Source organism: Mitsuokella sp. oral taxon 131 str. W9106 (assembly GCF_000469545.1).
GTDB lineage: Bacteria > Bacillota > Negativicutes > Selenomonadales > Selenomonadaceae > AWVT01.
Genome location: NZ_KI273061.1, coordinates 55,166 through 79,096, shown reverse-complemented (window position 1 = coordinate 79,096; position 23,931 = coordinate 55,166). Strand labels below are relative to the sequence as shown.

The window sequence follows — 23,931 nt, the reverse complement described above, 5'->3', positions numbered from 1 at the left end:
ATGCGGACGCCCGATTCCGGCAGATGCGGGTCACGCGTTTGCTTCGGCTTTGCGCGCGCGGCTGCGGCGCATCTGAATCGCGAGGATGATGGCGAAGAGGACAAATCCCGGAACGTCCGTCCCGATGCCCGGCTTGATGAGCAGGAGTCCGGCGATGATGAGCACGATGCGCTCGATGCGCGTCGCCTTGTCGGCGAGGAAGCCGATGAGCGCCGAAGAGAGCGCGATCATGCCGACGAGCGCCGTCACCGTCGTCATGATGAGATTCAGTGCCGTCGCATCGATCATGAGGAGGTTCGGCGACAGCACAAACATATACGGAATGATGAACGCCGCGATCGCAAGTTTCGAGGCGTTTATTCCCGTGCGCAGGGGATTGCCGCCCGCGATGCCGGCTCCCGCGAACGCCGCGAGCGCGACGGGCGGTGTCACGTCGGCGATGATGCCGAAGTAGAAGACGAACATGTGCGCGCACAGGACGGGAACGCCCATCTGGATGATCGCGGGCGCGGCGATCGTCGACGTGATGACGTAGTTCGCCGTCGTCGGCACGCCCATGCCGAGGATGATCGCCGTGATCATCGTGAAGAACATCGTCGGGAGCAGCATGCCGCCCGAGAGGTCGAGAAGCCCCGACGCGAGCTTCAGCCCGACGCCCGTCTTCGTGACGACGCCGATGACGATGCCCGCCGCCGCGCAGGCGACGAGGACGGAGAGGACGCCGCGCGCGCCGCGCTCAAGCCCCATGACGATCTCGAGGGGCTTCATGCGCGTCGACTTCCGGATCATCGAGCAGAGGATCGAGAGGATGATGGCGAAGAGCGCCGCACGCATCGGCGTGTAGCCCGCGACGAGGAGATAGACGATGACGATGAGCGGCAGTGCGAGATGCCCGCGCTCCTTCAGGATCGTGGATAGCTTCGGCAGCTCGCTGCGCGGGATGCCTTTCAGATTCTCGCGCTTCGCCTCGAAGTGGACGCCGAGCCATACGCCGGCAAAGTAGAGCAGGGCAGGAATGACCGCCGCCTTGACGATTTCGATGTAGGGAACGCCGACGAACTCCGCCATGAGGAACGCCGCCGCCCCCATGACGGGCGGCATGAGCTGTCCGCCTGTGGACGCCGCCGCCTCGACCGCGCCCGCAAAATTCTTGTGATAGCCGAGCTTTTTCATCATGGGGATCGTCAAGGAACCCGTGCCGACGACATTGGCGACCGAGCTACCGGAGACCGTGCCCATGAGTCCCGACGAGAGCACGGCGACCTTCGCCGGGCCGCCGCTCGCCCAGCCCGCAATGCTGTTCGCGAGGTCGATGAAGAACTTGCCGAGCCCCGTCGACTCAAGGTAAGCGCCGAAGAGGATGAAGAGGAAGATAAACGTCGAAGAGACGCCGAGCGGGATGCCGAAGACGCCTTCCGTCGTGAAGTAGAGATGGCCGACGAGCTGCGAGAGCGTAAGCCCGCGGTGCGCGAGCACACCGGGCATATAAGGGCCGACGAACGCATAGAGGAGGAATGCGAGTACGACGCAGACCATCGGAAGCCCGACGACGCGGCGCGCCGCCTCGATGACGAGCACGATGCCGGCCGTGCCGATCACGAGATCGGTGCCTGACACGAGTCCCGAGCGCAGGACGAGGCTCTGGTACGCGATGACGATGTAGGCGGGCGCTGCTGCGCCGAGGATCGCGAGCACGAGGTCCAGGGGATGCAGCTTATGGCGCGACCACGATTTGCGCGTCGGATAGAGCAAAAAGACGAGGCACAGCCCGAATCCCAAATGGACCGCGCGCTGGAGCTGCGCGTCGAGCACGCCGAATATCGCCGTGTAGAGCTGGAATACGGAGAACGCGATGGCAAGCGCCGTGACGATCTTCGCCATCACGCCATGGTACATCATGGTGTCCGATTCCCGGTCGTACTGTTTCAGAATATCGTCCGCCGAAGCAGTTGGCTTGTCTTGCATAAACAACATTCCCTCCTGGAAACTAGAAAACTAGAACATCACGCGCCAAAGCGGGCGCACGGAAAGATCGATCCGCGTCCCCGGCGCCCAGCGCTCGTATAGGGCGAGCACGCGCTTTGCGCCGCCCGCGCCAAGCGTGAGCACAAGATGCGTTCCGACGCCCGTACGCAGCGAGAGCGCCGGAAAATGGCGGTTCATGCGGTCAAAGACAAAATCGTCGCCCTCGCGGCGAAAGCGCCCTTCCTCCGCGAGGAACGGCAGTCCGACGCCGAACGACTGGTAGCGCGTCGAGTCGAGCGTAAAGCCGCCGTCCTCAATGCGCAGGTTCTCCTCGACGGGCGTCTTCTGCACCGAGTGGATGAAGCGAACCGAAAGCGGGAAGCCCGCCTGCGCGGGGGCGAGCGCGATGCGCTCGCCGTTTGCCGTGACGAGAAGGCACGGCTCGAGGAGGATCTGTGCGGCGGCGAGCAGGATGCCTGCCGCCGTGAGCAGAACCGAAATGCGAATCCGACCCATAGTCCACCAATCCTGCGAGATCCTAAGCGCAATCGCTTCGGTCAGGAAAAGCAATAGCCTTCCTCCTGCGAGGAAGGCTGCATTGCCTTCACATGTTCCCGAATGCCGGCTCACTCGCCAAAGAACTTTGCCGCGCCCGCATTCATGTCAAGCGACATGCCGTTTTTCGCGCCTTCCTTCGTGATGAGCTTGCCGACGCTGTGCGCCGCCTGCAGGCGGTCAAGGTTCGAGAAGATCGCCTTGGCGATATCGTAGCCCATCTGCTCGTCGACCTTGTCGCTCGCGACGAGCATCGCCATGACGGAGATCGTCGGGATCTCCTCGTCACAGCCTGCATACGTGCCGGCGGGAATCGTCGTCTTCGTGTAGAACGGGTACTTCGCGATGAGCGCGTCCGCCGCAGCCGGCTCGACGGGGAGCAGGCGGATCTTGTTCTGCGAGGAAATATCCTGCACCGATGCCGTCGGGTAACCCGCCGTGAGGAACGCCGCGTCGACGTTGCCGTCCTTGAGCGCGCTCGCCGCCTCCCCGAACGAGAGGTACTGCACCGAGATGTCGTCATAGGTGAGGCCGTACGCCTCCATGATCTGGCGCGCATTTGCCTCTGCGCCCGAGCCGGCCGCACCGACGGCGACACGCTTCCCCTTCAGATCCTTGACGCTCTTGATGCCGCTCGAATCCAGCGTGACGAACTGGCACGTCTCGGGATAGAGCGTCGCGATGCCGCGCAGCCCATCGAACTTCTTGTCCTTGAACATCTCCGTGCCGTTGACCGCGTAATAGGTGATATCGTTCTGTACGATGGCAAGGTCAATGGAGCCATCTTGGAGCATGTTGATGTTCGCAACCGAGGCGCCGGTCGACTGCGCGCTCGCATTCATGCCCGGGATCTCCTTGTTGAGGATCTCCGCCATCGCACCGCCGATCGGGTAGTACGTGCCCGCCGTGCCGCCCGTGCCGATGTTCAGAAACTTCTTTGCTCCTGCCTGCTGCCCGTCCCCGCCGCAGCCGGCGACCGCAGCGATCGCCGCCGCCGCGACAAGGCCGGCGATGAGAAACCTGCGAATGGAATGGAACTTCATAAAATCGCCTCCCGTTCTTTGGTTAATATCATATATACATATAACATATACTATATTAGCATAGTATTTAGGACAAATCAAGCTTCTTTGACTGGGCTGCACAAGAATACAATATGCAAATCGAAAAAATCCGATTTGTCCCTGGATTTGCTGCCCATCACCCCGGCAGCCGATCGAGGTGCGTATGATCCAAATGGATGTTTCCTTTCTGGCATCGATCTTGTAAAATTATTTCCATTCGTTATAATATTAGTGTTCATAGTTGATTATCTATTAGTTCTATGTTAGTTGATTTTATTCATTTTATTGTTGAAAGGATGATATCCATGGTTCCTATCCTGACCTTCATCATCATCGTCGCCGGCATTTGGTTCTATGCCTACCGCCGAACGAAACACATCAACAAGCAAAACACCGACGGCTACTTCTTCAGCGGAAGGAGCCTAGGCGGCTTCGTCATTGCGGGAACGATGCTCATGGCGAACCTCTCGACCGAGCAGATTGTCGGGCAAAGCGGCCTCGCTTACAGCGTCGGCATGGAGACTATGGCATGGGAGATCATCGCCTGCCTTTCCATCCTCACGCTCGCCTTCGTCTTCCTGCCGAACTACCTGAAGCACGGCGTCTCCACAATCCCGGAATTCTTAGCTCTGCGCTACGACAACCAATTCCGCCTCGTCATTTCCTTTCTGATCCAGTCGAGTTACATCTTCGTGCTGCTGCCGAGCATCCTCTACTCCGGCGCGCTTGTATTCAACCAGCTCTTCAGCGTCGGCACACTTCTCGGCATCTCCGATTACCAAGGTCTCATGGTCACGGCGACGGCCGTCGGCATCATCGGCCTTGCGTACCTCCTGATGGGAGGCATGGGCATCAGCGCCATCAGCGACAGCATCTACGGAGTCGGCCTTTTAATCGGCGGCATCAGCATCCCCTTCATCGGGCTCTACGTGCTCGGCGACGGGAGCATCATCCAAGGCGTTTCGGCTGTCGTCGCATCTGCGCCGGAAAAGCTCAATGCCTTCGGAGCGGTCGACTCCAAGGCAGTGCCTTGGCCGACGCTTCTCTTCGGCCTGCTCTTCAACACGATGTTCTACTGGAACACGAACCAGTTCATCGTGCAGAAGACCATTGCGGGACGCAACCTCGCAGAGGGGCAGAAAGGCGTCCTGACGCTCGCCATCTTCAAGCTCTTCGGCCCCTTTTACCTCGTCTTCCCCGGCATCATCGCCTATGTCATGTTCCAAGGATCGCTTCCGCTCTCGGATGCTGCCTACCCGACACTCGTCCACGCCATTTTGCCGGAAGGACTGTACGGCGTCTTCAGCGCAATCATCTTCGGCGCGATCCTGAGCACCTACGTCGCCGCGCTAAACAGCGTCTCGACGCTCTTCTCCCTCGACTTCTTCAAGGGCATCTTCCGCAAGAATGCCTCGGAGGCCGCAACCGTCCATGCGGGCAAGGTCGCGAACGTCATCATCTCGCTCATCGCCGTCACGCTCGCGCCGCTCCTCATCCATGCGCCGACCGGCCTCTACAACTTCCTGCAGGAATACGTCGGCTTCTATAACATCCCCCTCATCGCCATCATCCTCTTCGGCTTCTTCAACAAGAGTGTGTCGGCGACGGGCGCAAAAGCGTGCTTTGCATTCCACATCGGGTTCTACGTCATCGCGAAGTTTGCTTTCGACGGCATCCATTTCCTCTACATCCACAGCGTCCTCTTCCTGCTCGACATCCTCGTCCTGCTGCTCTTCGCAAAGTTCGCACCGCTCCCGCAGGAATTCCGCTTCCGGCCGAGCGCGAACAAAGTCGATCTCACGCCGTGGAAATACCGCAAGATACTTGCCGCCGTCGTGCTCGCCGGCATCGTATCGCTCTACCTCCTCTTCTCCCCGCTCGTCCTCGCAAAATAACGGGCAGCAAGAATCCGCCTTCCGTCCCAATGGGATCGAAGGCGGATTCTTATGAGGAACGATCTTCGCTCATGACGTCGTCGGCGCCGCGTTCCGGCGGCGCATGCGTCTGTGCCGAAGCCAAGGCTGCCATGTTTTTGGTTTTATTCCTTCGGCTCAAACGTGCCGAACACGATGGGCTTGCCGTCCGCGACCATCTGCTGTCCGCGCGCCCAGACGTGCTGCAGAAGGAAATCCTCGGTGATGACGATAAAGTCCGCATCACGCCCCGCGCCGACCGTGCCCTTCTTCGGGTAAATCTGCATGGCTTTTGCGACGTTTGCCGTGAGCACCTGAATGGCCTGCCCGATGGGCAGCTTTTCCTTCTCGACCATGTCACGGAACTCCGTGAACATCGTCTTCTCGTCGCCGACGCCGACGCCGATGGGATTCCCCGCCGCATCGAACACGGGCATGCTGCCGTTGCCGTCCGAGCTCATCGTAATCCGCTCGAGCGGCACGCCTGCCTCGAGCGCCTCGCGGACGGCCGTCGCGGGCTTGACCGCCCCCTCCGAGCCGGGGTCTTCGGGATTGATGCCCGACGTTATGTCGATGTATCCGCCCGCCTTCGCCCACGCGAAGCCTTCCTCAAAGAGCGAGCGCTTGCGGTTCATATGCGTCGGCAGGAACTGCGTCTTCGGGATCTCGCCGCTCTCCGTGATGGCAAAGAGCACCTTGAGCCCATCCGTGCCATTGCCCATGTGCATGTTGATGAGGCCTGCCTTGCCGCTGATCATGCCGCCGACGCGCGCCTGCGCGGCGATGTAGCGATAGTCCTGCACAGAGGGCTGCCCGCTGCGATGGTCGCTCATCGCGATCTCGCCCGCGCCGATGCACTTGTCAATGACGACGATGTCCTTGCGGACGCTGCCCGTAATCGTCGGCGTGTCGGGGAGCTGGTACGCGCCCGTGTAGATATAGGTGGAAAGCCCTTCCGTCTCAAGCGCGCGCGCCTTCGCGAGCAGGCTCTCGACATGGCGCGTGACGCCGTCCGTGCCCAAAAGCCCCGCGAGCGTCGTGACGCCGCAGACCGTCACCTTCGAGAGCAGCAGCTCCGGCGTGCGCGTATGCGGGCCGCCCTCACCGCCGCCGCCGATCATGTGGACATGCGAGTCAATGAACCCCGGCAGGACGCGTGCGCCTGCAAGGTCGACCGTGCGGCAGGCAGCCCCCTTCGGCGCTTCCACGCCGCTGCCCATCGCGGCAATCTTTTCGCCTGCGATGAGGAAATCCGTGACGCCGAGGTCTTCCGGCGCATAGACGTGCGCATGGCGAATCAAGGTGAAAAATGTTTTTTCTGGCATATCCATTCCTTCCTTCCATATACAAAAACCCATCATCCATGACAAGAACCCATCAGTCAAAAACCAGAAGCAGCAGGCGCATGACCCAAATCGACAGCAGGACATTGATGAACGAGATGACGAGAATCGGCACGTAGTGCTTCGTATTCGTGCCCGAGATGCCGAGGCAGCGGCCGATGTTCTGGACCGGGTTGCCCATGAGGTAGATGCCCGGAACGAGCGAGCTCAGTTGGATAGGGTCGAGCTTGCCGTCCATGAAGAGCGTTGCCGCAACGCTCGCCGCGCCGCCCATGCTCATAAAGGATGTCACAATGACCGTCGCCGCCTCCCCTGGAAGCCCCCAAAGCGCCATGACGGGCGAGAACACGACCCCAATCAGATGCAAAAGCCCCGTGATATCGAGCACGCGTATGATGACGAACGCCATGATGACATTCGGCAGGAGGCTCGTCGTGCCGATGGTCCAACCGCTGCGGGCGCCCTCGACAAAAAGATCCAATATGGTTTTCTTCGGCGCGCTTGCCGCTGCCGCATTTTCCTTCGCTTCCATTATTCCGCACCTCCCGTTGACTGCTTCCTGCTGACGAACTTCAGATAGACGCGAAGCATATTCGCGCCGATGATCTTGAAGGCGAACATGACGAGAATCGGCAGGATGAGCGGGCAGACCATAAAGCCAAAGACCGCAGGACCGGAACCGAAGTAATTTGTCACCGTGGCGCTCGCGCTCGTTTGGTACATGATGGTGATGGAACGCTCCGTATCGTTGATCTCCTTGTTGTCGTACAGTTCCTTGACCATGCCGGCCGCGGCATCGGTCGACTGCAGGTTCGCGATGTTCGCGAGAGCCGTCGCGCCCGGTATGCCGAGCAGCGGCTTCAGGATCGGCGTCATCATGCGCTGTGCGGCACGCATGCCGCCGAGCCCGTCGACGACGTTGACGATGCCGAGCGCGAGAATGACGGCGGGAATCAGCGTAATCGCAAAGATAAATCCATCGCGCGCACCCGCTCCGTTCGCCCCGCGGAACGTCAGCGCCTTCCCCGCCGCATCGGTGATCGTGCCGAAGCTGCCGTTCAGCGTATTGAAGTCAAAGACGCGCAGCCAGCTATCCGCGTTGGCAAAAATGCCTGAAAACAGGATGATGGCAAAAAAGAATGCCACGTACCCAAGAATCCCCGCCTTCGGCGTTTTTTCCTTGTCCATTCGTATCCTCTCCTTTTTCGAATCCACATGATCGAAATGACGGCCACACTTATATTCCTCGCAAGATTTGTGCCAAAATGGACAAAATAAACGATCATACGGACGAAACATCTACGCCAATCGGACGAACTTCATTGGATCCGCGATTCCTTGAAGCGGATATTCTCATGCAAAATCATGATTTTCCTTTTGCTTTCTCATCAAAAGTCGGATCAGATCGGTTTGAAACGGGAATCAATTGGATTTATAATAGGGATTATCCTAATGTATCCCAAAAGGAGCGGACATGAAAAACATTGCCATCATCTCCTGTGGGCAAAACACGGCCGACCATTGCCGCGAGCAGCTCGCAAAAATCATCGGCAGCGAGGCCAACCTGCAATCGTTCTGCACCGCGATGCGCACGCATAAGCAGGTTGACGCCGACCTCATCGTCTTTACGAGCCAAATCGCATTCGACGGAGGGCAGGACTTTCTCCCGCCCCATACGCCGTTCATCATCGCGCAGCGCGCCATCAACTACAATGAGATCGAAAAGCTCCTGGCGGTGCCGGCGGGCACGGACGTGCTGCTCGTCAACGACCATATCGACACGGCGGAAAACGTCATTGTCCTATTGCAGACCATGGGCATCGACCACCTGAACTACTACGCGTACGCGCCCGGCATGCCCCGCACGCATGAGACGAACATCGCCGTGACGCCCGGCGAGGCGCAGTTCGTCCCGAAAGAAATCCAGACCATCATCGACATCGGAACGCGCCAGCTCGACATTACGGCGCTCGTACAGATTTTGGAACATTTCCATGCGCTAAGCGAATACGGCAACCTGCTCTCCGCCTACTACATCCACGACATCATCAAGCTCACCAAGCTCAGCTTTCAATACAAGAACAAGGCGATCCGCCTGAAGGACGAACTGGCAAGGCTCGAAAGCACGATCCGCAAGACGCCGGGCCAGCACGCCCGCGCCGCCTATCATTTCGAAGACATCATCGGGAATGCCCCCGCCCTGCGCCATACGATTGCGCTCGCCCGAAAATTCGCCGCCTCGGAATCGACCATACTCATCGAATCCGAAAGCGGCACGGGAAAGGAACTGCTCGCGCAAAGCATCCACAATGCCTCGCCGCGCGCCAAGGGACCGTTCGTCGCCGTCAACTTCGCCGCCGTCACGGAATCCCTCATGGATTCGGAGCTGTTCGGCTACGTCGAAGGCGCCTTCACGGGCGCGGCACGCCACGGAGCGGTCGGCCTTTTCGAGCACGCCAACCACGGCACGATCTTTTTGGACGAAATCGGCGACGTGCCGCTCGCCCTGCAGGCGAAACTATTGCGCGTGCTGCAGGAAAAAGAGATCCGGCGCGTCGGCGGCGTCATCCCCATCCATATCGACGTGCGCGTCATCGCCGCGACAAACCAGGATCTCGCAGCGCTCGTGCGGCAGGGAAAATTCCGCCGCGACCTCTACTATCGCCTGAGCGTCCTGCCGCTTGCCCTGCCGCCGCTCGCGAATCGCGGCACGGACGTCCTGCTGCTCGCAAAGCATATCCTGCGGCAGCTGGACAGCCGCATGGACGACCTGCAGGCGGGCATCTGGTTCAGCCATATAAAAGACCGCCTCCTGCAATACGCATGGCCGGGCAATATCCGCGAGCTGCAAAATGCGGTCGAATACCTGCACAGCGTCTGCGGGCACCGCTGCCCCGCACTTGCCGACCTGCCGCCCAACCTGCAGCGGCGAAGCGCCGTGCACGCCGCCTCGCCGCTCCCCGCACGCCCGCTCGGAGAGCGGATCCGCGACGAGATCCGGCGCGCGAATGCAGCCGGCGAAACCATCGGCAGGCGCTCGCTCGCCGCCCGTCTGAGCGCGCCGGAAAGCCGTATCCGAGCCGAGCTGAAAGCGCTGGAAAAGGAGGGCGCAATCCGCCTGACGCGAGGGCGCGGCGGCATTCGCATGAATGCCACATGACGGCACCGGCACGCGTACGCGCAACCATGCGGAGCAGCCTTTCCCGTACGGGGCGCTGCTTCAGATCCTCAGGCAGGAGGATACAAAAGCCCGGTGCAAACGGGAACGCATTCCGTTTGCACCGGGCTTTTGCCTGTTACAGCATCGTATCCTGCAGGTCCTGCACGGCATCATCCCAAAATGGATGTTGATTGGATATCCGAATCTTCCCTACACAGATGCAAATTCGATACGAAGTTTCTTGCCCATTCCTGCAGCTAATCGCTGCAGCGTCCGCAAAGACGGATTGGCGTTTCCATGTTCCAGTTTGCTAATATCCGACTGAGCAATCCCCGTCTTCATCGCCAGTTCCTTTTGCGTCAGTCCCGAATTCTTTCGCGCATCAATCATTGCCTGAATAATGTCATATTCCGGCTCCAGTGCATCATATTCTTGTTGGAATGCAGGGTCTTGCATCTGCTTCGCAAAAAAAACATCGAAATTTGTCATAACGCATCTGTCCTTTCCATATAGTCTTGGCGATATCGTTTCGCCCGTTCAATCTCATTCGTGGGCGTCTTTCTCGTTTTTTTGATAAAACCATGCGTCAAGATAATCCGACGTCCAACGACAAAGAAGTATAATACACGTGAAATATCGCTCCCAACTTTCGCGCGCAGCTCAAAAATTTTATCGGTTAATTCTTTTGAGTACGGTTCTCTCAATTGATTCCCATTGACGGATAATAATTGAATCGTCCGAACCAGCTTCGCACGCATTTTCGCATCCAGCCCCAGCAAAAAAGCTTCCGCTGGCCTATTCCCAGAAATGGTTTCATAAAAGGCAATCTCAAATTTTCCCACCTATTATCCCTCGCGATATTGGATTTACCCTATAATCATTATAGCATAAAAAAAATTTTTCTACAAATTATCGATACAAAAGCCTGCTGCAAAACAGGCAGGAAAAGCGTACCTCCTCCAGCACCAAAAAGGGCTTTGGGCAAAGTGTGTTCCCCCTTTGCCCAAAGCCCTTCGCCTTTCCGTGAATCATTCAAAGCCGGAATTTCTGCACGCCCGCCTGCAATTTCTCGGCGAGCTCGGCAAGCGTATGGCTTGCCGCCGCGATTTCCTCCGTCGACGCGGCCTGCTCCTCGCTGACGGCGCTGACGTCGGTCGCCTTCTTCTGCACGTTGTGCGCGACCTCGCTGACGCGCGCGACGCCCTTGACAGTCTCGACGCATTCCTTCTGAATCGTTTCGCCGATGGAGGCAATGTGCGCGATTTCTGTATTCAAATCGGCGATGCGCTGCATGATGTCGTGGAACTTCTCGCCTGCTGCTTTCGCCTGCGCGACACCCCCGTGCACCTCATCCTGCTGCTTTTTCGCCAGCGCAAAGGTGCGCTCGATCTCTTCGCTGTTCGTTTGGATGACCCCGCCGATCTCCTGCGCCGCCGACTCGGATTCCTCCGCGAGCTTGCGCACCTCGTCCGCCACGACGGCAAACCCTCTGCCCTGCTCGCCCGCGCGCGCCGCTTCGATTGCCGCATTGAGCGCGAGGAGTTTCGTCTGGCCTGCGATGTCCGTGATCACCTTATTGATCTCGGCAATGTTCTTCGAACCCTCGTAGAGCTTCTGCACCGCCTCGCCCGACTCGACGGAGCCGCGCGCGATTTCCTCGATGCCGTCGATTGCCGCATCGAGCACGCGGTCGCCCTCTTCCGTCGCATGCTGCGCCGCGTCCACGGCATCCTTTGCCGTGACGAGCGCCTTCGACACGGATTTCATGCGCTCGTTCACGCCCTCGACTTTCTTCGTCGTCTCCTCGACGATCCCACTCTGCTCCGCGCTCTGCTCGGCAATGGAGACGACGGACTCTGCCGCGGACTGCGACGCCTGCGCCGTTTGGTTCGCGCTTGCCGTGAGCTCCTCGCTCGACGCGGAAACCTGCTCGGATGCCTGTGCCGTATTCTTCACCATGTCGCGCAGGCTTTTCATCATCTTGCTGCTGCTGTTCTGCAGCATGCCGACCTCATCGGCACGATCTGTCGCCGACAGCTTGTTCGTGAGATCGCCGTCCGCGATCTTTTGCAGCACCTCCGTCAGGTAGACGAGCGGCTGCAGCGCCCTGCCGATGCCGACGTACGAGAGAACGCCGAGCACCGCGATCAGGACCAGCACCGTAATCAGCGTGCTGACGAGCGCCTTCGCCATGAAGTCGCTCTTGACGCCTGCCATGTGGCTGATTGCCTTGCCGGCAAAAATCATGCCGACGTTCTGCCCCGAGGCATCCGTGAGCGGCAGGTACGCCGCCATGTAGTCCGCGCCGTTTATCGTCGTGTGCCCGGTGTAGCTCCCGCCCTTCTTGAGCACGGCGTCAACGACCTTCCCGGATGCCTTCGACCCGATGCTGCGCGCGCCCTGTGCATCCTTGACATTCGTCATCGTGCGCGTGTCCCCGACGAAAAACGTCACGAACCCATCGCTCGACTCGCCGAGCGTGTCGACGAGATCCGTCGCTTCACTGAGGTTTTGCGTGCCGCGGAAAAGCTGCCCGCTTTCTACATGCCAATCCCCGTCGAAGCGCGCCTCCAGGTCTCCCTTCAGGATCTTCAGATTGGACGCCGTCTGCAGCTGAAGCGACGCATCAAAGCTGTCATTCGCATTGTGCCAGCTCAAAATCGCCATGGCCACACACGCCACGATAATGCATACATTGACAAACAGCGTCGCCTTTGTCCGTAATTTCATTTCGCATCCACTTCCTTTTTCTGCCTCATTTCTGCCTCATGCGATTTCATGCGAGGAGAGAACGATCCCTGTCCTGATCCCGATCGGATCGCTGCCTACCCCTTAACGATTCTTTTATTCTTCATTCTTTAATGAAACTCCTGCTTATTCGGAACAATCCAAAAAAAAAAATGTTCTGACAAATTTGGAGGCGGTTATGCACAGATCCAAGAACCGTTCCGCACCTTTCGTGCGCCCATACCGCTTTGCCCTAGGCAAGCCCCATGTCTTTCGCGGATAAAACGCCCCGCGCCCGCCATGCAGCATGCGGGGCAAGCTCCTCGTCGGCAAAAGCGCACGGATGCGCGGATGGATGATGGGACGATGGGACGATGCCAAGGCGCACGGCTTCCGCAAACGCCCCAGTCGCTCAAACCTTGCTGAGGATCAGCTCCCCGTCCCCCCGCAGCACGTAGCGCCCAAGCCCCGCCGGCAAGAAGACCGTCTCGCCCTTTTGGAGGGAAAGCGCCTCGCCCGCCGCGCACAGCTTCAGTTGTCCGCCCAGCACCGTCAGGGCATGAAAGGAATCCGCGCCCGCATCGAGCGCACATTCCCCCGCTGCCGCGAGATGGTAGACGGTGAAATACGGGCAGGCGGCAAGAAGGCGTGCCCGCACGCCCGCGAAAATATCGATTTGGGGCGTCCGCAAAGCCCCTTGCGCGGCAGGGGAGAGCGAGGTCACGTCGAGCGCCTTTTCGACATGGAGGGCGCGCGGCTTCCCGTCCGCTCCGACGCGTCCATAGTCATAAACGCGGTACGTCGAATTGGAACTCTGCTGAATTTCGCAGATGAGAAGCCCTTTCCCAATCGCGTGCAGCGTGCCCGCGGGGATAAAGAACGCATCGCCCTTTCGGACCGGCACATGCCGCACGACATCCAAAAGGGTATGCTCCGCAATGCGCCGGCGGAACTCTTCCTTCGTGATTTCATGCTGGAACCCGTAAAGCAGCTCTGCCCCCGGCGCGGCGTCCACGACGTACCACATTTCCGTCTTGCCGTGCTCGCCCTCGACGCGCAGGGCATAGGCATCATCGGGATGCACCTGCACGGAGAGATTGTCATGCGCGTCGATGAGCTTGATGAGCAGCGGGAAGCCGGAAGCCTTCGCCGCCTTCGTGCCGAGCGCATCCTTCCCTGCCGCCGCAAGCCATGCCGCCAGTGTCTTTCCAGATGCCGCGCCGTTTGCGATCACGCTCTTTCCATCCTTGTGGCAGGAAAGCTCCCAGCTCTCGGCTACTTGTTCCAGTTGCGTTTTTTTGCCGAATTCCTCTTTGAGGCGCGTCCCTCCCCACAGGTAATCCTTGAGTGGTGCAACCAGCTTCATGGGGTATTTCATAAGCCATCCTCCGTGCCATAAACGATATGTGCTTTAGATAAGTTCTTTATAGGTTCTTTTCGAAAGAATAGGGGCTCTTATAAAAAGCAAGATCCGCCCCCAAGATCCGCTTCCATGGAAACGCCCGCCGCAAACCGGGGAGCCCCCATTTGCGGCGGGCATCGATGCGCGCTGCCTTCTATCCGATCCTCGCCGTGTGGATGACCTCGTAGCCCTTCTTCTCGATGCGTTCCTTGAGCGCCTCGACATCGGGGATGTCGCCGCGCACGACGATCTCGTACTTGCCATACGGCTGGCGGCAGGTCACGAGGGAGTCGAGCGAGAGCCCAAGCTCCGTGAAGATGCCCGCGATGTCGTGGACGACGCCGACCTTGTTGTCGACGAGGAGCGTGAGCCGCGTCTTGCCTGCGGCTAGTCCCATGACATCAACGAAGGTCTTGAAGATGTCCGTCTCCGTGATGACCCCGACGACGACGCCGACGCTCGAGACGACGGGCAGCCCGCCGATCTTGTTGTTGTACATGATGAGCGCGGCTTCCTCGATCGTCGCGTCCTCGTTTACCGAGACGACATCCTTTGCCATGATGTCCGCGACTTTGAGCTTCGCGAGGAGCGAGCGCTCCTCGTAGCGCGAGAGCGTCGTCGCGGGCGACGGGGTGACGCGCATGATGTCGCGGTCGGAGAAGAAGCCGACGAGCTTCCCCTTCGCATCGACGACGGGCAGGCGGCGGAAATGCCCCTGCTTCATCGCCTGTGCCGCCTCCTCGACCGTCGTCTCCGGCGTCACGGTGACGGGGTTCTTTGCCATGCGATTTGCTACAAACATGAAAACCAACCTCCTTGCTTGCCCTGATCCCTGATGTTCCTTTGCTTTGCGTCAGCCGCCCAAATACGCCTTTCGCACGTCCTCGCTCGCGGCGAGCTCCTTCGCCGCGCCGGAGAGCGTGATGCGTCCCGTCTCCAGGACGTAGGCGCGGCTTGCGATCGAGAGCGCCATGTTCGCGTTCTGCTCGACGAGGAGGACGGTCGTGCCCTCCTTGTTGATATCGGCGATGATGTCGAAGATCTCGCGGATGAGGAGCGGCGCGAGCCCCATCGAAGGCTCGTCGAGGAGCAGGAGCTTCGGGCGGCTCATGAGCGCGCGCCCCATCGCGAGCATCTGCTGCTCGCCGCCCGAAAGCGTGCCCGCGAGCTGCGCCCTCCGCTCTTTAAGGCGCGGAAAGCGCGCGAAGACCATTTCGAGGTCGCTTGCGATGCCCGCCTTGTCCGTGCGCGTGAACGCGCCGAGCTCGAGATTTTCGAGCACGGTCATCTCGGCGAAGACGCGGCGCCCTTCGGGGACCTGCGAAATGCCGTCCTTGACGATCTCATGCGCCTTTTTCCCCGTGATGTCCGCGCCGAGGAACGTAATTGTTCCCGCTTTCGGCGCGAGCAGGCCGGAGATCGTGCGCAGCGTCGTCGACTTGCCCGCGCCGTTCGCGCCGATGAGCGTGACAATCTCGCCCGTCTGGACTTCCAGGCTCACGCCCTTCAATGCGTGGATTGCGCCGTAGAATACGTCGATATGGTCGATTTGCAGCATCGTTTCTGCCATGCTCTCACTCCCCTCCGAGGTATGCGCGAATGACTTCTGGATTCGCTTTGATTTCCTTCGGCGTGCCCTCGGCGAGGATCTCGCCGTACTCCAAGACGTAGATGCGCTCGCAGATCCCCATGACGAGACTCATGTCGTGCTCGATGAGGAGGATGGTAAGGGCGAACTCCCTTCGGATCCAGCGGATCATTTCCATGAGCTCGTGCGTCTCCTGCGGGTTCATGCCAGCCGCCGGCTCGTCGAGCAGCAGGAGCTTCGGCTTCGCCGCGAGCGCACGCGCGATCTCGAGGCGGCGCTGTGCGCCGTACGGCAGGTTCTTCGCGACCTCGTCCGCCTTGTCTTCGAGGTGGAAGATTCGGAGGAGCTCCATCGCTTCCTCCTCGATTTCCTGCTCTTCGCGGAAGTAGCGCCCGACGCGCAGAACCGCCTCGATCAGGCCGTACTTCACGTGGAAGTGGAATGCGATCTTGACGTTTTCGAGGACGGTCAGCTCGGAAAACAGGCGGATGTTCTGGAACGTGCGCGCGATGCCGCGCTGCGTGACCTCATACGGGGGCAGCCCGACAATGCTTTTCCCCGCGAAGGTTATGCTTCCCGTCGTCGGCCGATAGACGCCCGTCAGCATGTTGAATGCCGTCGTCTTGCCCGCGCCGTTCGGCCCGATGAGACCGACGAGCTCCCCCTTGTTTAGGTGCAGGTTGAAGTTCGAGACGGCTTTGAGCCCGCCGAATACCATGGAAACATGTTCCGCTTGCAAGAGCTCATCCATTCGCCTTCCCTCCCTTCGCAAAGCATTTCCTGAAGATGCCCATGTTCGTGATTTCCTTGTAGCCGAAGAGGCCCTGCGGGCGGTAGAACATCAAAAGGATCAGCGCGACCGCGTAGATGATCATGCGGAATTCCGGCCAGCTCGCGAGCGCCGCCGAGATGAAGGTGACGACGAACGCGCCCGCAATCGAGCCCGTGATCGAGCCGAGACCGCCCATGACGACCATGATGAGGTAGTTGAACGTCTGCATAAAGGTAAACGACGCGGGCGTGATGAGGTAGAACGCATGCGCGAACAGCCCGCCCGCGACGCCTGCGAACGCCGCGCCGATCGTGAACGCCATGACTTTGTACTTCGTCGTGTTGATGCCCATCGACTCCGCTGCGATTTCATTCTCGCGGATCGCAAGGCAGGCGCGCCCGTGCGTCGAGTTCACGAAGTTTTTGATGAAGAACAGCGTAAACAGCATGATGAAGAACACCCACGCAAACGTCGTGTGGTGCGGGATGCCCTTGAAGCCCGCCGCGCCGCCGACGTACTGGATGTTCATGATGACGATGCGGATGATTTCGCCGAGTCCGAGCGTCGCGATCGCAAGGTAGTCGCCGCGCAGGCGAAGCGTCGGGATGCCGATGAGAAAGCCCAGCGCCCCTGCCGCGATGCCGCCCGCCACGAGCGCCGCGCCGAACGGCACGGAGAAGTTCGTCGTGAGGACGACGCCGACGTAGGCGCCGACTGCCATAAAGCCCGCATGGCCGAGCGAGAACTGCCCCGTGTAGCCGTTGATGAGGTTGAGGCTCGCCGCGAGAATGACGTTGATGCCGATGATGAGGAGGTTGAGCTGCCAAAAGGAGCTCAAGACGCGCCCTTCGATCAGCCCCTGCAAAACGGCAAACAGGATGATGGCGAACACGAGCATGATGAGATCATTCCGCCTTAAAAAATTGCGTTTCATGCGCGCACCTCCTTAAACCTTTTCCTTCGTGTTCTTGCCGAAAAGCCCGGTCGGGCGGACGAGAAGCACGAGGATGAGTATGGCGAACGCCGCCGCGTCGCGGAACGTCGACGAGAGGAAGCCCGAGACGAGCGCCTCGACGACGCCCAGGATCAGCCCCCCGACGACGGCGCCCGGCAGGATGCCAATGCCGCCCAGGACGGCGGCGACGAATGCCTTGAGTCCCGGCATGATGCCCATCAAGGGGTCGATCGAATTGTAGTAGATGCCGACGAGCACGCCCGCAACGGCAGCGAGCGCCGAGCCGATGCCGAACGTGATGGAGATGATGCGGTCCGAGTTGATGCCCATGAGCTCCGCCGTCTCCGTATCGAACGACGTCGCGCGCATCGCCTTTCCCGTCTTCGTGCGCTGGACGATGTAGGTGAGCACGACCATGAGGATTGCCGTGATGCCGAGAATGAGCATCTGCTGCCCATTGATGACGATGCCCATGAAATCCACGGCGACATCGCCGAACAGCGCGGGGAACGTCCGCGGCGTCGGCGAGACGAAGTACATGCTCGTGTACTCCAAAAAGAACGAGACGCCGATCGCCGTGATGAGCACCGAAATGCGCGGCGCATGGCGCAGCGGCCGATACGCGATCCGCTCGACGGCCATGCCCAAAAGCCCCGTCGTGACGAGCGAGATCATGAGCGACGGGATCACGCCGAGCCCCGCCTGCGTGATGGAGAAAAAACCGATGTACGCGCCGACCATGTAAATGTCGCCGTGCGCGAAGTTGATGAGCTTGATAATGCCGTAGATCATCGTGTAGCCGAGCGCGATCAGCGCGTAGATGCTGCCGAGCGAAATGCCGTTGATGAGCTGCTGCAAGACCTGCTGCGTGACTTCCATGAACTGCTCCTTTTCCAAACACATAGATTGAGGCCGCATCGCTGCGACCCCATTCCACGTGTCCTATTTGTGATGTGCTTATTCCGCATCCGGCATGATCTTTGCCACCATCACGCGGTCGCCTCCCTTGTTCTCCAAAATGACGGCCTGCTTGATGGGATTGTGGTTCTTGTCCATCGTGATCGTGCCCGTTCCGACCTTCAGATCCTTCGTATCCTCGATGGCCTGACGGATCTTTTCCGGGTCGGCGCTGCCCGCGCGGCGGATCGCGTCAATGAGCATCTTGCCTGCGTCGTAGCCGAGCGCCGCAAAGACATTCGGCGCATGGCCGTACTTTTGGTGGAACGCATCGACAAAGCCCTTGACTTCCTCGTCCTTGTCGGAGTAGTGCGTGCTGAAGAACGTATTGTTCAGTGCATCCGCGCCGGCGATGTCGGCGACCTTCGGGTCATCCCAGCCATCCGTGCCGAGAATCGGCATCGTCATGCCGAGCTCGCGCGCCTGCTTGACGATCTTGCCGACTTCCTCATAGTAAGCGGGGACGAACAGGATGTCCGCATTCGCCGTCTTGAGCTTCGTCAGCGTCGCCTTGAAATCCTGATCCTTTGCGAGGAAGGCCTCTTCCATGACGACCTTGCCGCCGGCTGCCTCAAACTTCTCCTTGAAGACCTTGCCGAGGCTCTTGCTGTAGTCCGTGCTGTTGTCGACGTAGATGACCGCCGTCTTCGCCTTGAGGTTCTCGCTTGCGAACTTCGCCATGACCGTTCCCTGCTGGGGGTCGATGAAGCAGCTTCGGAAGATGAACGGTTTCGTCTTGCCGTTCTCCACCGTGACATCGGGGCTCGTGCCGTCCGGTGCGATGACCGGGACTTTATTGTCCGTCGCGACCTGCGACTCCGCGATGACGTTCGCCGTGACCGCCGGACCGACGATGACGGAGACCTTGTCGTCGGAGATGAGCTTCGTCGCCGCATTGACCGCCTCGGACGCCTCGGACTTGTTGTCCGCCGTCACGAGCGTGATCTTCTTGCCGTCGACGCCGCCTGCCTCGTTGACCTCGTCAATCGCGAGCTTGAGCCCATCGAGCGTCGCGCTGCCGTAGTTGGCGACGTTGCCCGTCATCTCAAAGTTCGCACCGACCTTGATTTCATTGCTGTCCGCGCCGCTGCCGCCGCAGCCCGCGAGTGCGCCGCCCACCAAAAGCGTCGCAGCGAGCGCCGCAAGACGCAAGCTCTTCTTGCCAAACTTCATTTGGATTCCCCCTAACGATACCGATATGCCTTTCGATGATGGAAGATGATGGAAGATGATGGAACTATTATAGGTTACAACGTTACAACAGTCAAGCGTATCGCCTGCTTTTCGTCGTTTTGCCGGATCGATCGGAATGCACGGATAGGCGTCTCCATCCAGGCGCATCGCTTTGCCCGCACCTCGACGGAGATCCGCGCCAATCCGAAGGTCTTCATTGCGCTGCGGTCTCCTTGACGTACGCGTACGTGCGGCGAAGCCCTTCTTCAAGCGTCACCTTAGGCGTCCAGCCGAGATTCCTCCTCGCCGCCGCATTGGAGAGTGCCGAACGGTAGATGTCCCCTTCACGCGGCGCGGCGTACGCAGGCGCAAGCGCCTTTCCTGCAGCTTTGCCGAGGACGCGCACGAGCTCGTTTAAGGACAGCTCCGTCTGCGTGCCGAGGTTGTACGCGCGGCACGCATGCTTCGTCCGAAGCGCACACGCGATGCCCGATGCGATATCGCCCGCATAGATGAAGTCGCGCGTCTGCCCGCCGTCGCCGAAGATCGTGATGCCCGCGCCGCGCGCGACGCGCTTTGCAAAAATGCTGATGACGCCGCCCTCGCCCCTGTCGCCCTGCCGCTCGCCGTAGACGTTCGCAAAGCGCAGGACGACGTAGTCGAGGCCGAAAATCTTTTTGTAGAGTGCGAGATACTGCTCGCCGGCCACCTTCGTCATGCCGTAGAACGAGAGCGGCGCGAGCGCCTGCTCCTCGCGGACGGGAAGATCGCGCGCAGAGACATCGCCGTACACTGCCGCCGTCGACGCGAAAACAACGCGGCGCGTGCCGCCGAGACGTGCGCCCTCAAGGACATTCACGAGCCCGATGACGTTCTCCTCCGCGTCAAAATGCGGGTCGCGAAGGGAGGCGTCGACCATCGTCTGCGCCGCGAGATGCACGACGGCGTCAAAACGTGCTGCCGCGATGCGCGCCGTGACCGCCTTCTCGCGGATATCCGCCCGCCAAAGCCCAATCGGCAGCCCTTCGATATGCGCCTTCGCGCCCGTGCTGAGGTCGTCTAGGACCGTGACTGCATGTCCTTGTTCGAGCAAGAGACGGACGAGGTGCGAGCCGATAAATCCCGCGCCGCCCGTGACGAGTATTTTCATAGCGATAGCCTCCTCGATTGCCGTATCCATCATACCGCGCCATTATATCATAATCCCGCTCCCCTTGCACGATGCTCACGCCGAACCAAAAAGCGCACCGGCAAAAGCCGATGCGCCGAGCCAACCCGAATGGCCTGAAGACAGGACTAGAGCGATGCCGCAAAGTCCTTGCCGAGCTTCTCGCATGCCGCGAGTGCGTCCGCATCGGGCGCGTTCTCGACCGCGAGCCCGTCCGAAAACAGCTTTGCGCCCGCCTTCTTCGTGCGCGCTGCCCAGTCTGCCATCCATGCGCCGCCGCCCCATCCGTACGAGCCGAAGAGGGCGACGGGGACGCCCGAAAGGCTTCCCTCGACCTCCGCGAAAAACGGCTCAAACGTACCCTCTTCAAGCACCTCGTCGCCCATTGCGGGACAGCCGAAGAGAATCCCGTCGTAGTCTGCGAGCGTGCCCTTGTCGAAGCTCTCGACTTCGAAGAGACTCGTCTCGGCGCCTGCCGCTTTCGCGCCCTTCTCGATGGCCTGTGCCATCTCCTGCGTATTGCCCGTGCCGGACCAAAAAACGATTGCTACTTTGCTCATGGCAAATCCTCCTTATCTCCAAACGCGCCTCAAAAGGCGCCAGTCTCACTGCTCAGCTCGCCTGCACGAGCTCTGGGAACGACGTCCCGCTTTCGAGGCGCGTGCAGAACTCATGCGTGCAGACGGAGTACTGCTCAAAGAGCGCACGCGTCTCCTTCTCGTTCGCGTAGACCTTCCAGTACCCACTATAGCAGAAATTCTGCCCGTTGTATTTGATAAATCCCACAACATCTTCCGGCGGGTAGCCGAGAAAAAGTCCGATCTCATGCGGAAACGTCTTCCGAAGGCGCATGCGCAGGCGCAGATGCTCCAAAAGATCGGCAAGCGCATCGTCCGTGCGATAGCCAAGCGACACCAAGAGCTGCCGTGCCTCCGGCACGGAAAACGCCCTTCGCATCGTCTCCATGAGCGCCCCCTCGCGGTAGAACAGGAGGAGGACGAATGCCTCGCCCTCCGCGACGCGAAACGTCGCTATGCCCTTGCACGAAAAGCACGGCTGATACGAAGCGAGAAGCGCGTTGAAATCGCGATAGCGGTCCTTGCGGAATGAGAGCAGGCTCGCGGCCTTGATGCCGACGAGCGTCGGCGCTGCGTGCTGCCCCAAGATTGCTTCAAACGTTTTCGTCGTCCCCAATGCCATCACTGCCTTTCCTCACGCACGGCGCAGCCGCAGCGATACGCCAAATGGCCGGCTTCCTTATGACCGCTATGACTGTTCACTGAAAAAATTCCCTCACGTAGCCCATATTATCATAAGTGATATTGATTTTCAATATATAAAATAAATTTTCAATCCCGTGCATGGAATCATGCTATCATGCTATAATGAAGAGGATTGGCGGCGTGTCGAAAAGCATTGACAACCGCTCCATCCTATGCTACCATTCAAACATATATCGTAACTATGGATTCGAGGCGAAATACGTGATAGAGCTTTCCCATATTGAGAAAACCTACGATAGCCCGGCCGGTCCCGTCAAGGCGCTGAAAGGCATCGATCTCACCATCGGCCGCGGCGAAATCTACGGCATCATCGGTCTTTCGGGCGCGGGCAAGTCGACGCTCATCCGCTGCATCAACATGCTCGAACGCCCGACAGCAGGCAAGGTCACCGTCGACGGCAAGGACATGACGGCGATGAGCGGCGCAGAGCTTCGCGAAGCGCGCAAGAACATCGGCATGATTTTCCAGCACTTCAACCTGCTCTCGTCCGCGACCGTCTACGACAACATCGCATTCCCGCTGAAACTCGCGGGAAAGAGCGCGGCGGAGATCCAGAAAAAAGTCACGCCGCTGCTCACGCTCGTCGGCCTTTCGGACAAGGCGCACCAGTACCCGTCCCAACTGTCGGGCGGTCAGAAACAGCGCGTCGGCATCGCGCGTGCGCTCGCGAGCGAGCCGAAGGTGCTGCTCTGCGACGAGGCGACGAGCGCGCTCGACCCGCAGACGACGAAAGCGATCCTCGCACTCATCACGGACATCAACCAAAAGCTCGGTCTGACCGTCGTCGTCATCACGCATGAGATGCAGGTCATCAAGGAGCTCTGCGACCGCGTCGCCGTCATCGAGAACGGCATCATCGCGGAGGAAGGCAGCGTGCTCGACGTCTTCACGCATCCGCAAAAGCCGATCACGAAAGAGTTCATCAGCGTCCTGCTCTCAAACGACCTCCCTGCGGCATTCCGCGGCGGCAAGGTATCGAAAGAGCCGCAGGCGGACGCTTACCTGCTCGTGCGCCTGACGTTCATCGGGGAGTCGGCGGACGATCCCGTGCTCGCGGGCATGATACGCCGCTTCCCGGACGTCGAGGTCACGATGCTGTTCGGCAGCCTCGACCAAATCAAGGCGACGCCGTTCGGCCGCATGATCATCGGCATGCGCGGCGGGAAGGAACGAATCGACGCCGCGCTCGCCTACCTGCGCGAGCAGGAACTTCAGGAGGAGGTGATCGGCTATGCCCGCAGACATGATGCCGCTTCTCTCTAAGGCACTCGGCGAAACCATTTACATGGTCTTCGTCTCGATGGCGATCGCGACCGCTATCGGCGTGCCGCTCGGCGTGCTCCTGCACACGACGGAAACGGGGCAGATCCTTGCCGCCCCCGTGTTCAACCGCGCGATTTCCACCGTCGTCAACACGATCCGCTCGATCCCATTCATCATCCTGCTCGTCGCGATCATCCCGTTCACGCGCCTCATCGTCGGCTCGGCAATCGGCACGACGGCCGCCATGGTGCCGCTCGTCATCGCTGCCGTCCCATTCATCGGCAGGCAGGTCGAAACGAGCCTCAAAGAGGTTCCGTCCGGTCTCATCGAGGCGGCGGAATCCATGGGCGCAAGTCCTGCGCAGATCGTATGGCGCGTCCTGCTTCCTGAAGCGATGCCGAGCATCGTCGCACAGCTCACGACCACCCTCATCGCCCTCGTCGGCGAGTCCGCCATGGCGGGCGCCGTCGGCGGCGGCGGTCTCGGCGATCTCGCGATCCGCTACGGCTACCAGCGCTTCCGTCCCGAAGTCATGGTCGCGACGGTCATCATCCTCGTCATCCTCGTCCAAGCCGTCCAATTCGTGGGCAATCGGATCGCGGCGCGTTTGGACAAGCGATAAATCCATTCATTCGGACGCAAA

23 protein-coding genes are annotated in these 23,931 nt (G+C 59.9%); 4 read left to right on the top strand and 19 right to left on the bottom strand.

Annotation, left to right across the window (positions count from 1 at the left end):
* Positions 1-30: 30 nt before the first annotated feature.
* The 3 genes from HMPREF1985_RS07350 to HMPREF1985_RS07340 all read right to left on the bottom strand — a co-directional run bounded on the left by HMPREF1985_RS07350 (position 31) and on the right by HMPREF1985_RS07340 (position 3,563).
* On the bottom strand, positions 31-1,965 hold the full coding sequence (locus HMPREF1985_RS07350; protein WP_040637413.1) for a TRAP transporter permease: 1,935 nt from the start codon (positions 1,963-1,965) through the stop codon (positions 31-33).
* Positions 1,966-1,995: 30 nt separating this feature from the next.
* On the bottom strand, positions 1,996-2,481 hold the full coding sequence (locus HMPREF1985_RS07345) for a DUF1850 domain-containing protein (RefSeq protein ID WP_051349088.1): 486 nt from the start codon (positions 2,479-2,481) through the stop codon (positions 1,996-1,998).
* 110 nt (positions 2,482-2,591) lie between these two features.
* A complete protein-coding gene (locus HMPREF1985_RS07340; RefSeq protein ID WP_021771932.1) occupies positions 2,592-3,563 on the bottom strand; it encodes a TAXI family TRAP transporter solute-binding subunit in 972 nt (323 codons plus the stop codon).
* Between the two features lie 326 nt (positions 3,564-3,889).
* On the opposite strand from HMPREF1985_RS07340, the gene HMPREF1985_RS07335 reads away from it, so the two are divergent.
* Positions 3,890-5,479 carry a solute:sodium symporter family transporter gene (locus HMPREF1985_RS07335; protein WP_051349081.1) on the top strand — a complete coding sequence of 530 codons (1,590 nt, stop codon included), beginning with the start codon at positions 3,890-3,892 and terminating at the stop codon, positions 5,477-5,479.
* A 143-nt stretch (positions 5,480-5,622) separates the two neighbouring features.
* On the opposite strand, the gene iadA is transcribed toward HMPREF1985_RS07335, so the two are convergent.
* From iadA to HMPREF1985_RS07320, 3 genes are read right to left on the bottom strand one after another with little or no spacing between them, the layout of a single operon-like run.
* Positions 5,623-6,822, bottom strand: a complete 1,200-nt coding sequence (gene iadA, locus HMPREF1985_RS07330; RefSeq protein ID WP_040637411.1) for a beta-aspartyl-peptidase — start codon at positions 6,820-6,822, stop codon at positions 5,623-5,625.
* A gap of 52 nt (positions 6,823-6,874) precedes the next feature.
* Complete coding sequence (locus HMPREF1985_RS07325; RefSeq protein ID WP_021771928.1) at positions 6,875-7,372, bottom strand: YjiG family protein; 498 nt, start codon at positions 7,370-7,372, stop codon at positions 6,875-6,877.
* Positions 7,372-8,028 carry a nucleoside recognition domain-containing protein gene (locus HMPREF1985_RS07320; protein WP_021771927.1) on the bottom strand — a complete coding sequence of 219 codons (657 nt, stop codon included), beginning with the start codon at positions 8,026-8,028 and terminating at the stop codon, positions 7,372-7,374. Before HMPREF1985_RS07320 ends, HMPREF1985_RS07325 begins: the two co-directional genes overlap by 1 nt.
* Positions 8,029-8,314: 286 nt before the next feature.
* Between HMPREF1985_RS07320 and HMPREF1985_RS07315 the strand changes: the two genes are divergently transcribed.
* Positions 8,315-10,000: a sigma-54 interaction domain-containing protein gene (locus HMPREF1985_RS07315; protein WP_021771925.1), complete on the top strand. Its 1,686-nt coding sequence runs from the start codon at positions 8,315-8,317 to the stop codon at positions 9,998-10,000.
* 210 nt (positions 10,001-10,210) lie between these two features.
* Here the strand turns inward: HMPREF1985_RS07315 and HMPREF1985_RS07310 are convergent, their stop codons facing one another.
* The 13 genes from HMPREF1985_RS07310 to HMPREF1985_RS07250 form a co-directional block, all read right to left on the bottom strand.
* Entirely contained in the window at positions 10,211-10,489 is a 279-nt protein-coding gene (locus HMPREF1985_RS07310; RefSeq protein WP_021771923.1) for a helix-turn-helix domain-containing protein, read from the bottom strand.
* Positions 10,486-10,842 carry a type II toxin-antitoxin system RelE/ParE family toxin gene (locus tag HMPREF1985_RS07305; protein WP_021771922.1) on the bottom strand — a complete coding sequence of 119 codons (357 nt, stop codon included), beginning with the start codon at positions 10,840-10,842 and terminating at the stop codon, positions 10,486-10,488. The genes HMPREF1985_RS07310 and HMPREF1985_RS07305 overlap by 4 nt, the downstream gene beginning before the upstream one ends.
* Positions 10,843-11,032: 190 nt before the next feature.
* Positions 11,033-12,730: a methyl-accepting chemotaxis protein gene (locus HMPREF1985_RS07300; RefSeq protein ID WP_021771920.1), complete on the bottom strand. Its 1,698-nt coding sequence runs from the start codon at positions 12,728-12,730 to the stop codon at positions 11,033-11,035.
* Positions 12,731-13,139: 409 nt separating this feature from the next.
* Positions 13,140-14,105, bottom strand: a complete 966-nt coding sequence (locus HMPREF1985_RS07295) for a type I phosphomannose isomerase catalytic subunit (RefSeq protein WP_021771918.1) — start codon at positions 14,103-14,105, stop codon at positions 13,140-13,142.
* A gap of 178 nt (positions 14,106-14,283) precedes the next feature.
* Positions 14,284-14,931, bottom strand: a complete 648-nt coding sequence (locus HMPREF1985_RS07290; protein ID WP_040637409.1) for a CBS domain-containing protein — start codon at positions 14,929-14,931, stop codon at positions 14,284-14,286.
* Between the two features lie 51 nt (positions 14,932-14,982).
* On the bottom strand, positions 14,983-15,699 hold the full coding sequence (locus HMPREF1985_RS07285; protein WP_021771916.1) for an ABC transporter ATP-binding protein: 717 nt from the start codon (positions 15,697-15,699) through the stop codon (positions 14,983-14,985).
* A gap of 4 nt (positions 15,700-15,703) precedes the next feature.
* Positions 15,704-16,468: an ABC transporter ATP-binding protein gene (locus HMPREF1985_RS07280; protein ID WP_021771915.1), complete on the bottom strand. Its 765-nt coding sequence runs from the start codon at positions 16,466-16,468 to the stop codon at positions 15,704-15,706.
* Positions 16,461-17,423: a branched-chain amino acid ABC transporter permease gene (locus HMPREF1985_RS07275; RefSeq protein WP_021771914.1), complete on the bottom strand. Its 963-nt coding sequence runs from the start codon at positions 17,421-17,423 to the stop codon at positions 16,461-16,463. Before HMPREF1985_RS07275 ends, HMPREF1985_RS07280 begins: the two co-directional genes overlap by 8 nt.
* A gap of 12 nt (positions 17,424-17,435) precedes the next feature.
* Positions 17,436-18,323: a branched-chain amino acid ABC transporter permease gene (locus HMPREF1985_RS07270; protein WP_040637407.1), complete on the bottom strand. Its 888-nt coding sequence runs from the start codon at positions 18,321-18,323 to the stop codon at positions 17,436-17,438.
* Positions 18,324-18,401: 78 nt separating this feature from the next.
* Positions 18,402-19,574: an ABC transporter substrate-binding protein gene (locus tag HMPREF1985_RS07265; protein WP_021771912.1), complete on the bottom strand. Its 1,173-nt coding sequence runs from the start codon at positions 19,572-19,574 to the stop codon at positions 18,402-18,404.
* Between the two features lie 214 nt (positions 19,575-19,788).
* On the bottom strand, positions 19,789-20,724 hold the full coding sequence (locus tag HMPREF1985_RS07260; protein WP_040637405.1) for an NAD-dependent epimerase/dehydratase family protein: 936 nt from the start codon (positions 20,722-20,724) through the stop codon (positions 19,789-19,791).
* A gap of 146 nt (positions 20,725-20,870) precedes the next feature.
* Complete coding sequence (locus tag HMPREF1985_RS07255; RefSeq protein WP_021771909.1) at positions 20,871-21,302, bottom strand: flavodoxin; 432 nt, start codon at positions 21,300-21,302, stop codon at positions 20,871-20,873.
* 52 nt (positions 21,303-21,354) lie between these two features.
* Positions 21,355-21,942 (bottom strand): DUF3793 family protein, encoded by a 588-nt coding sequence (locus HMPREF1985_RS07250; protein ID WP_021771908.1) that lies wholly within the window; start codon positions 21,940-21,942, stop codon positions 21,355-21,357.
* Positions 21,943-22,226: 284 nt separating this feature from the next.
* Between HMPREF1985_RS07250 and HMPREF1985_RS07245 the strand changes: the two genes are divergently transcribed.
* Complete coding sequence (locus HMPREF1985_RS07245) at positions 22,227-23,288, top strand: methionine ABC transporter ATP-binding protein (RefSeq protein ID WP_040637447.1); 1,062 nt, start codon at positions 22,227-22,229, stop codon at positions 23,286-23,288.
* Positions 23,257-23,910 (top strand): methionine ABC transporter permease, encoded by a 654-nt coding sequence (locus HMPREF1985_RS07240; protein WP_021771906.1) that lies wholly within the window; start codon positions 23,257-23,259, stop codon positions 23,908-23,910. The genes HMPREF1985_RS07245 and HMPREF1985_RS07240 overlap by 32 nt, the downstream gene beginning before the upstream one ends.
* Positions 23,911-23,931 lie beyond the last annotated feature (21 nt).

Coding starts and splice junctions, on each gene's coding strand:
- HMPREF1985_RS07350 (WP_040637413.1), bottom strand. CDS start 1,965: ATGCAAGACAAGCCAACTGCTTCGGCGGACGATATTCTGAAACAGTAC.
- HMPREF1985_RS07345 (WP_051349088.1), bottom strand. CDS start 2,481: ATGGGTCGGATTCGCATTTCGGTTCTGCTCACGGCGGCAGGCATCCTG.
- HMPREF1985_RS07340 (WP_021771932.1), bottom strand. CDS start 3,563: ATGAAGTTCCATTCCATTCGCAGGTTTCTCATCGCCGGCCTTGTCGCG.
- HMPREF1985_RS07335 (WP_051349081.1), top strand. CDS start 3,890: ATGGTTCCTATCCTGACCTTCATCATCATCGTCGCCGGCATTTGGTTC.
- iadA (WP_040637411.1), bottom strand. CDS start 6,822: ATGCCAGAAAAAACATTTTTCACCTTGATTCGCCATGCGCACGTCTAT.
- HMPREF1985_RS07325 (WP_021771928.1), bottom strand. CDS start 7,372: ATGGAAGCGAAGGAAAATGCGGCAGCGGCAAGCGCGCCGAAGAAAACC.
- HMPREF1985_RS07320 (WP_021771927.1), bottom strand. CDS start 8,028: ATGGACAAGGAAAAAACGCCGAAGGCGGGGATTCTTGGGTACGTGGCA.
- HMPREF1985_RS07315 (WP_021771925.1), top strand. CDS start 8,315: ATGAAAAACATTGCCATCATCTCCTGTGGGCAAAACACGGCCGACCAT.
- HMPREF1985_RS07310 (WP_021771923.1), bottom strand. CDS start 10,489: ATGACAAATTTCGATGTTTTTTTTGCGAAGCAGATGCAAGACCCTGCA.
- HMPREF1985_RS07300 (WP_021771920.1), bottom strand. CDS start 12,730: ATGAAATTACGGACAAAGGCGACGCTGTTTGTCAATGTATGCATTATC.
- HMPREF1985_RS07295 (WP_021771918.1), bottom strand. CDS start 14,105: ATGAAATACCCCATGAAGCTGGTTGCACCACTCAAGGATTACCTGTGG.
- HMPREF1985_RS07290 (WP_040637409.1), bottom strand. CDS start 14,931: ATGTTTGTAGCAAATCGCATGGCAAAGAACCCCGTCACCGTGACGCCG.
- HMPREF1985_RS07285 (WP_021771916.1), bottom strand. CDS start 15,699: ATGGCAGAAACGATGCTGCAAATCGACCATATCGACGTATTCTACGGC.
- HMPREF1985_RS07280 (WP_021771915.1), bottom strand. CDS start 16,468: ATGGATGAGCTCTTGCAAGCGGAACATGTTTCCATGGTATTCGGCGGG.
- HMPREF1985_RS07275 (WP_021771914.1), bottom strand. CDS start 17,423: ATGAAACGCAATTTTTTAAGGCGGAATGATCTCATCATGCTCGTGTTC.
- HMPREF1985_RS07270 (WP_040637407.1), bottom strand. CDS start 18,323: ATGGAAGTCACGCAGCAGGTCTTGCAGCAGCTCATCAACGGCATTTCG.
- HMPREF1985_RS07265 (WP_021771912.1), bottom strand. CDS start 19,574: ATGAAGTTTGGCAAGAAGAGCTTGCGTCTTGCGGCGCTCGCTGCGACG.
- HMPREF1985_RS07260 (WP_040637405.1), bottom strand. CDS start 20,724: ATGAAAATACTCGTCACGGGCGGCGCGGGATTTATCGGCTCGCACCTC.
- HMPREF1985_RS07255 (WP_021771909.1), bottom strand. CDS start 21,302: ATGAGCAAAGTAGCAATCGTTTTTTGGTCCGGCACGGGCAATACGCAG.
- HMPREF1985_RS07250 (WP_021771908.1), bottom strand. CDS start 21,942: ATGGCATTGGGGACGACGAAAACGTTTGAAGCAATCTTGGGGCAGCAC.
- HMPREF1985_RS07240 (WP_021771906.1), top strand. CDS start 23,257: ATGCCCGCAGACATGATGCCGCTTCTCTCTAAGGCACTCGGCGAAACC.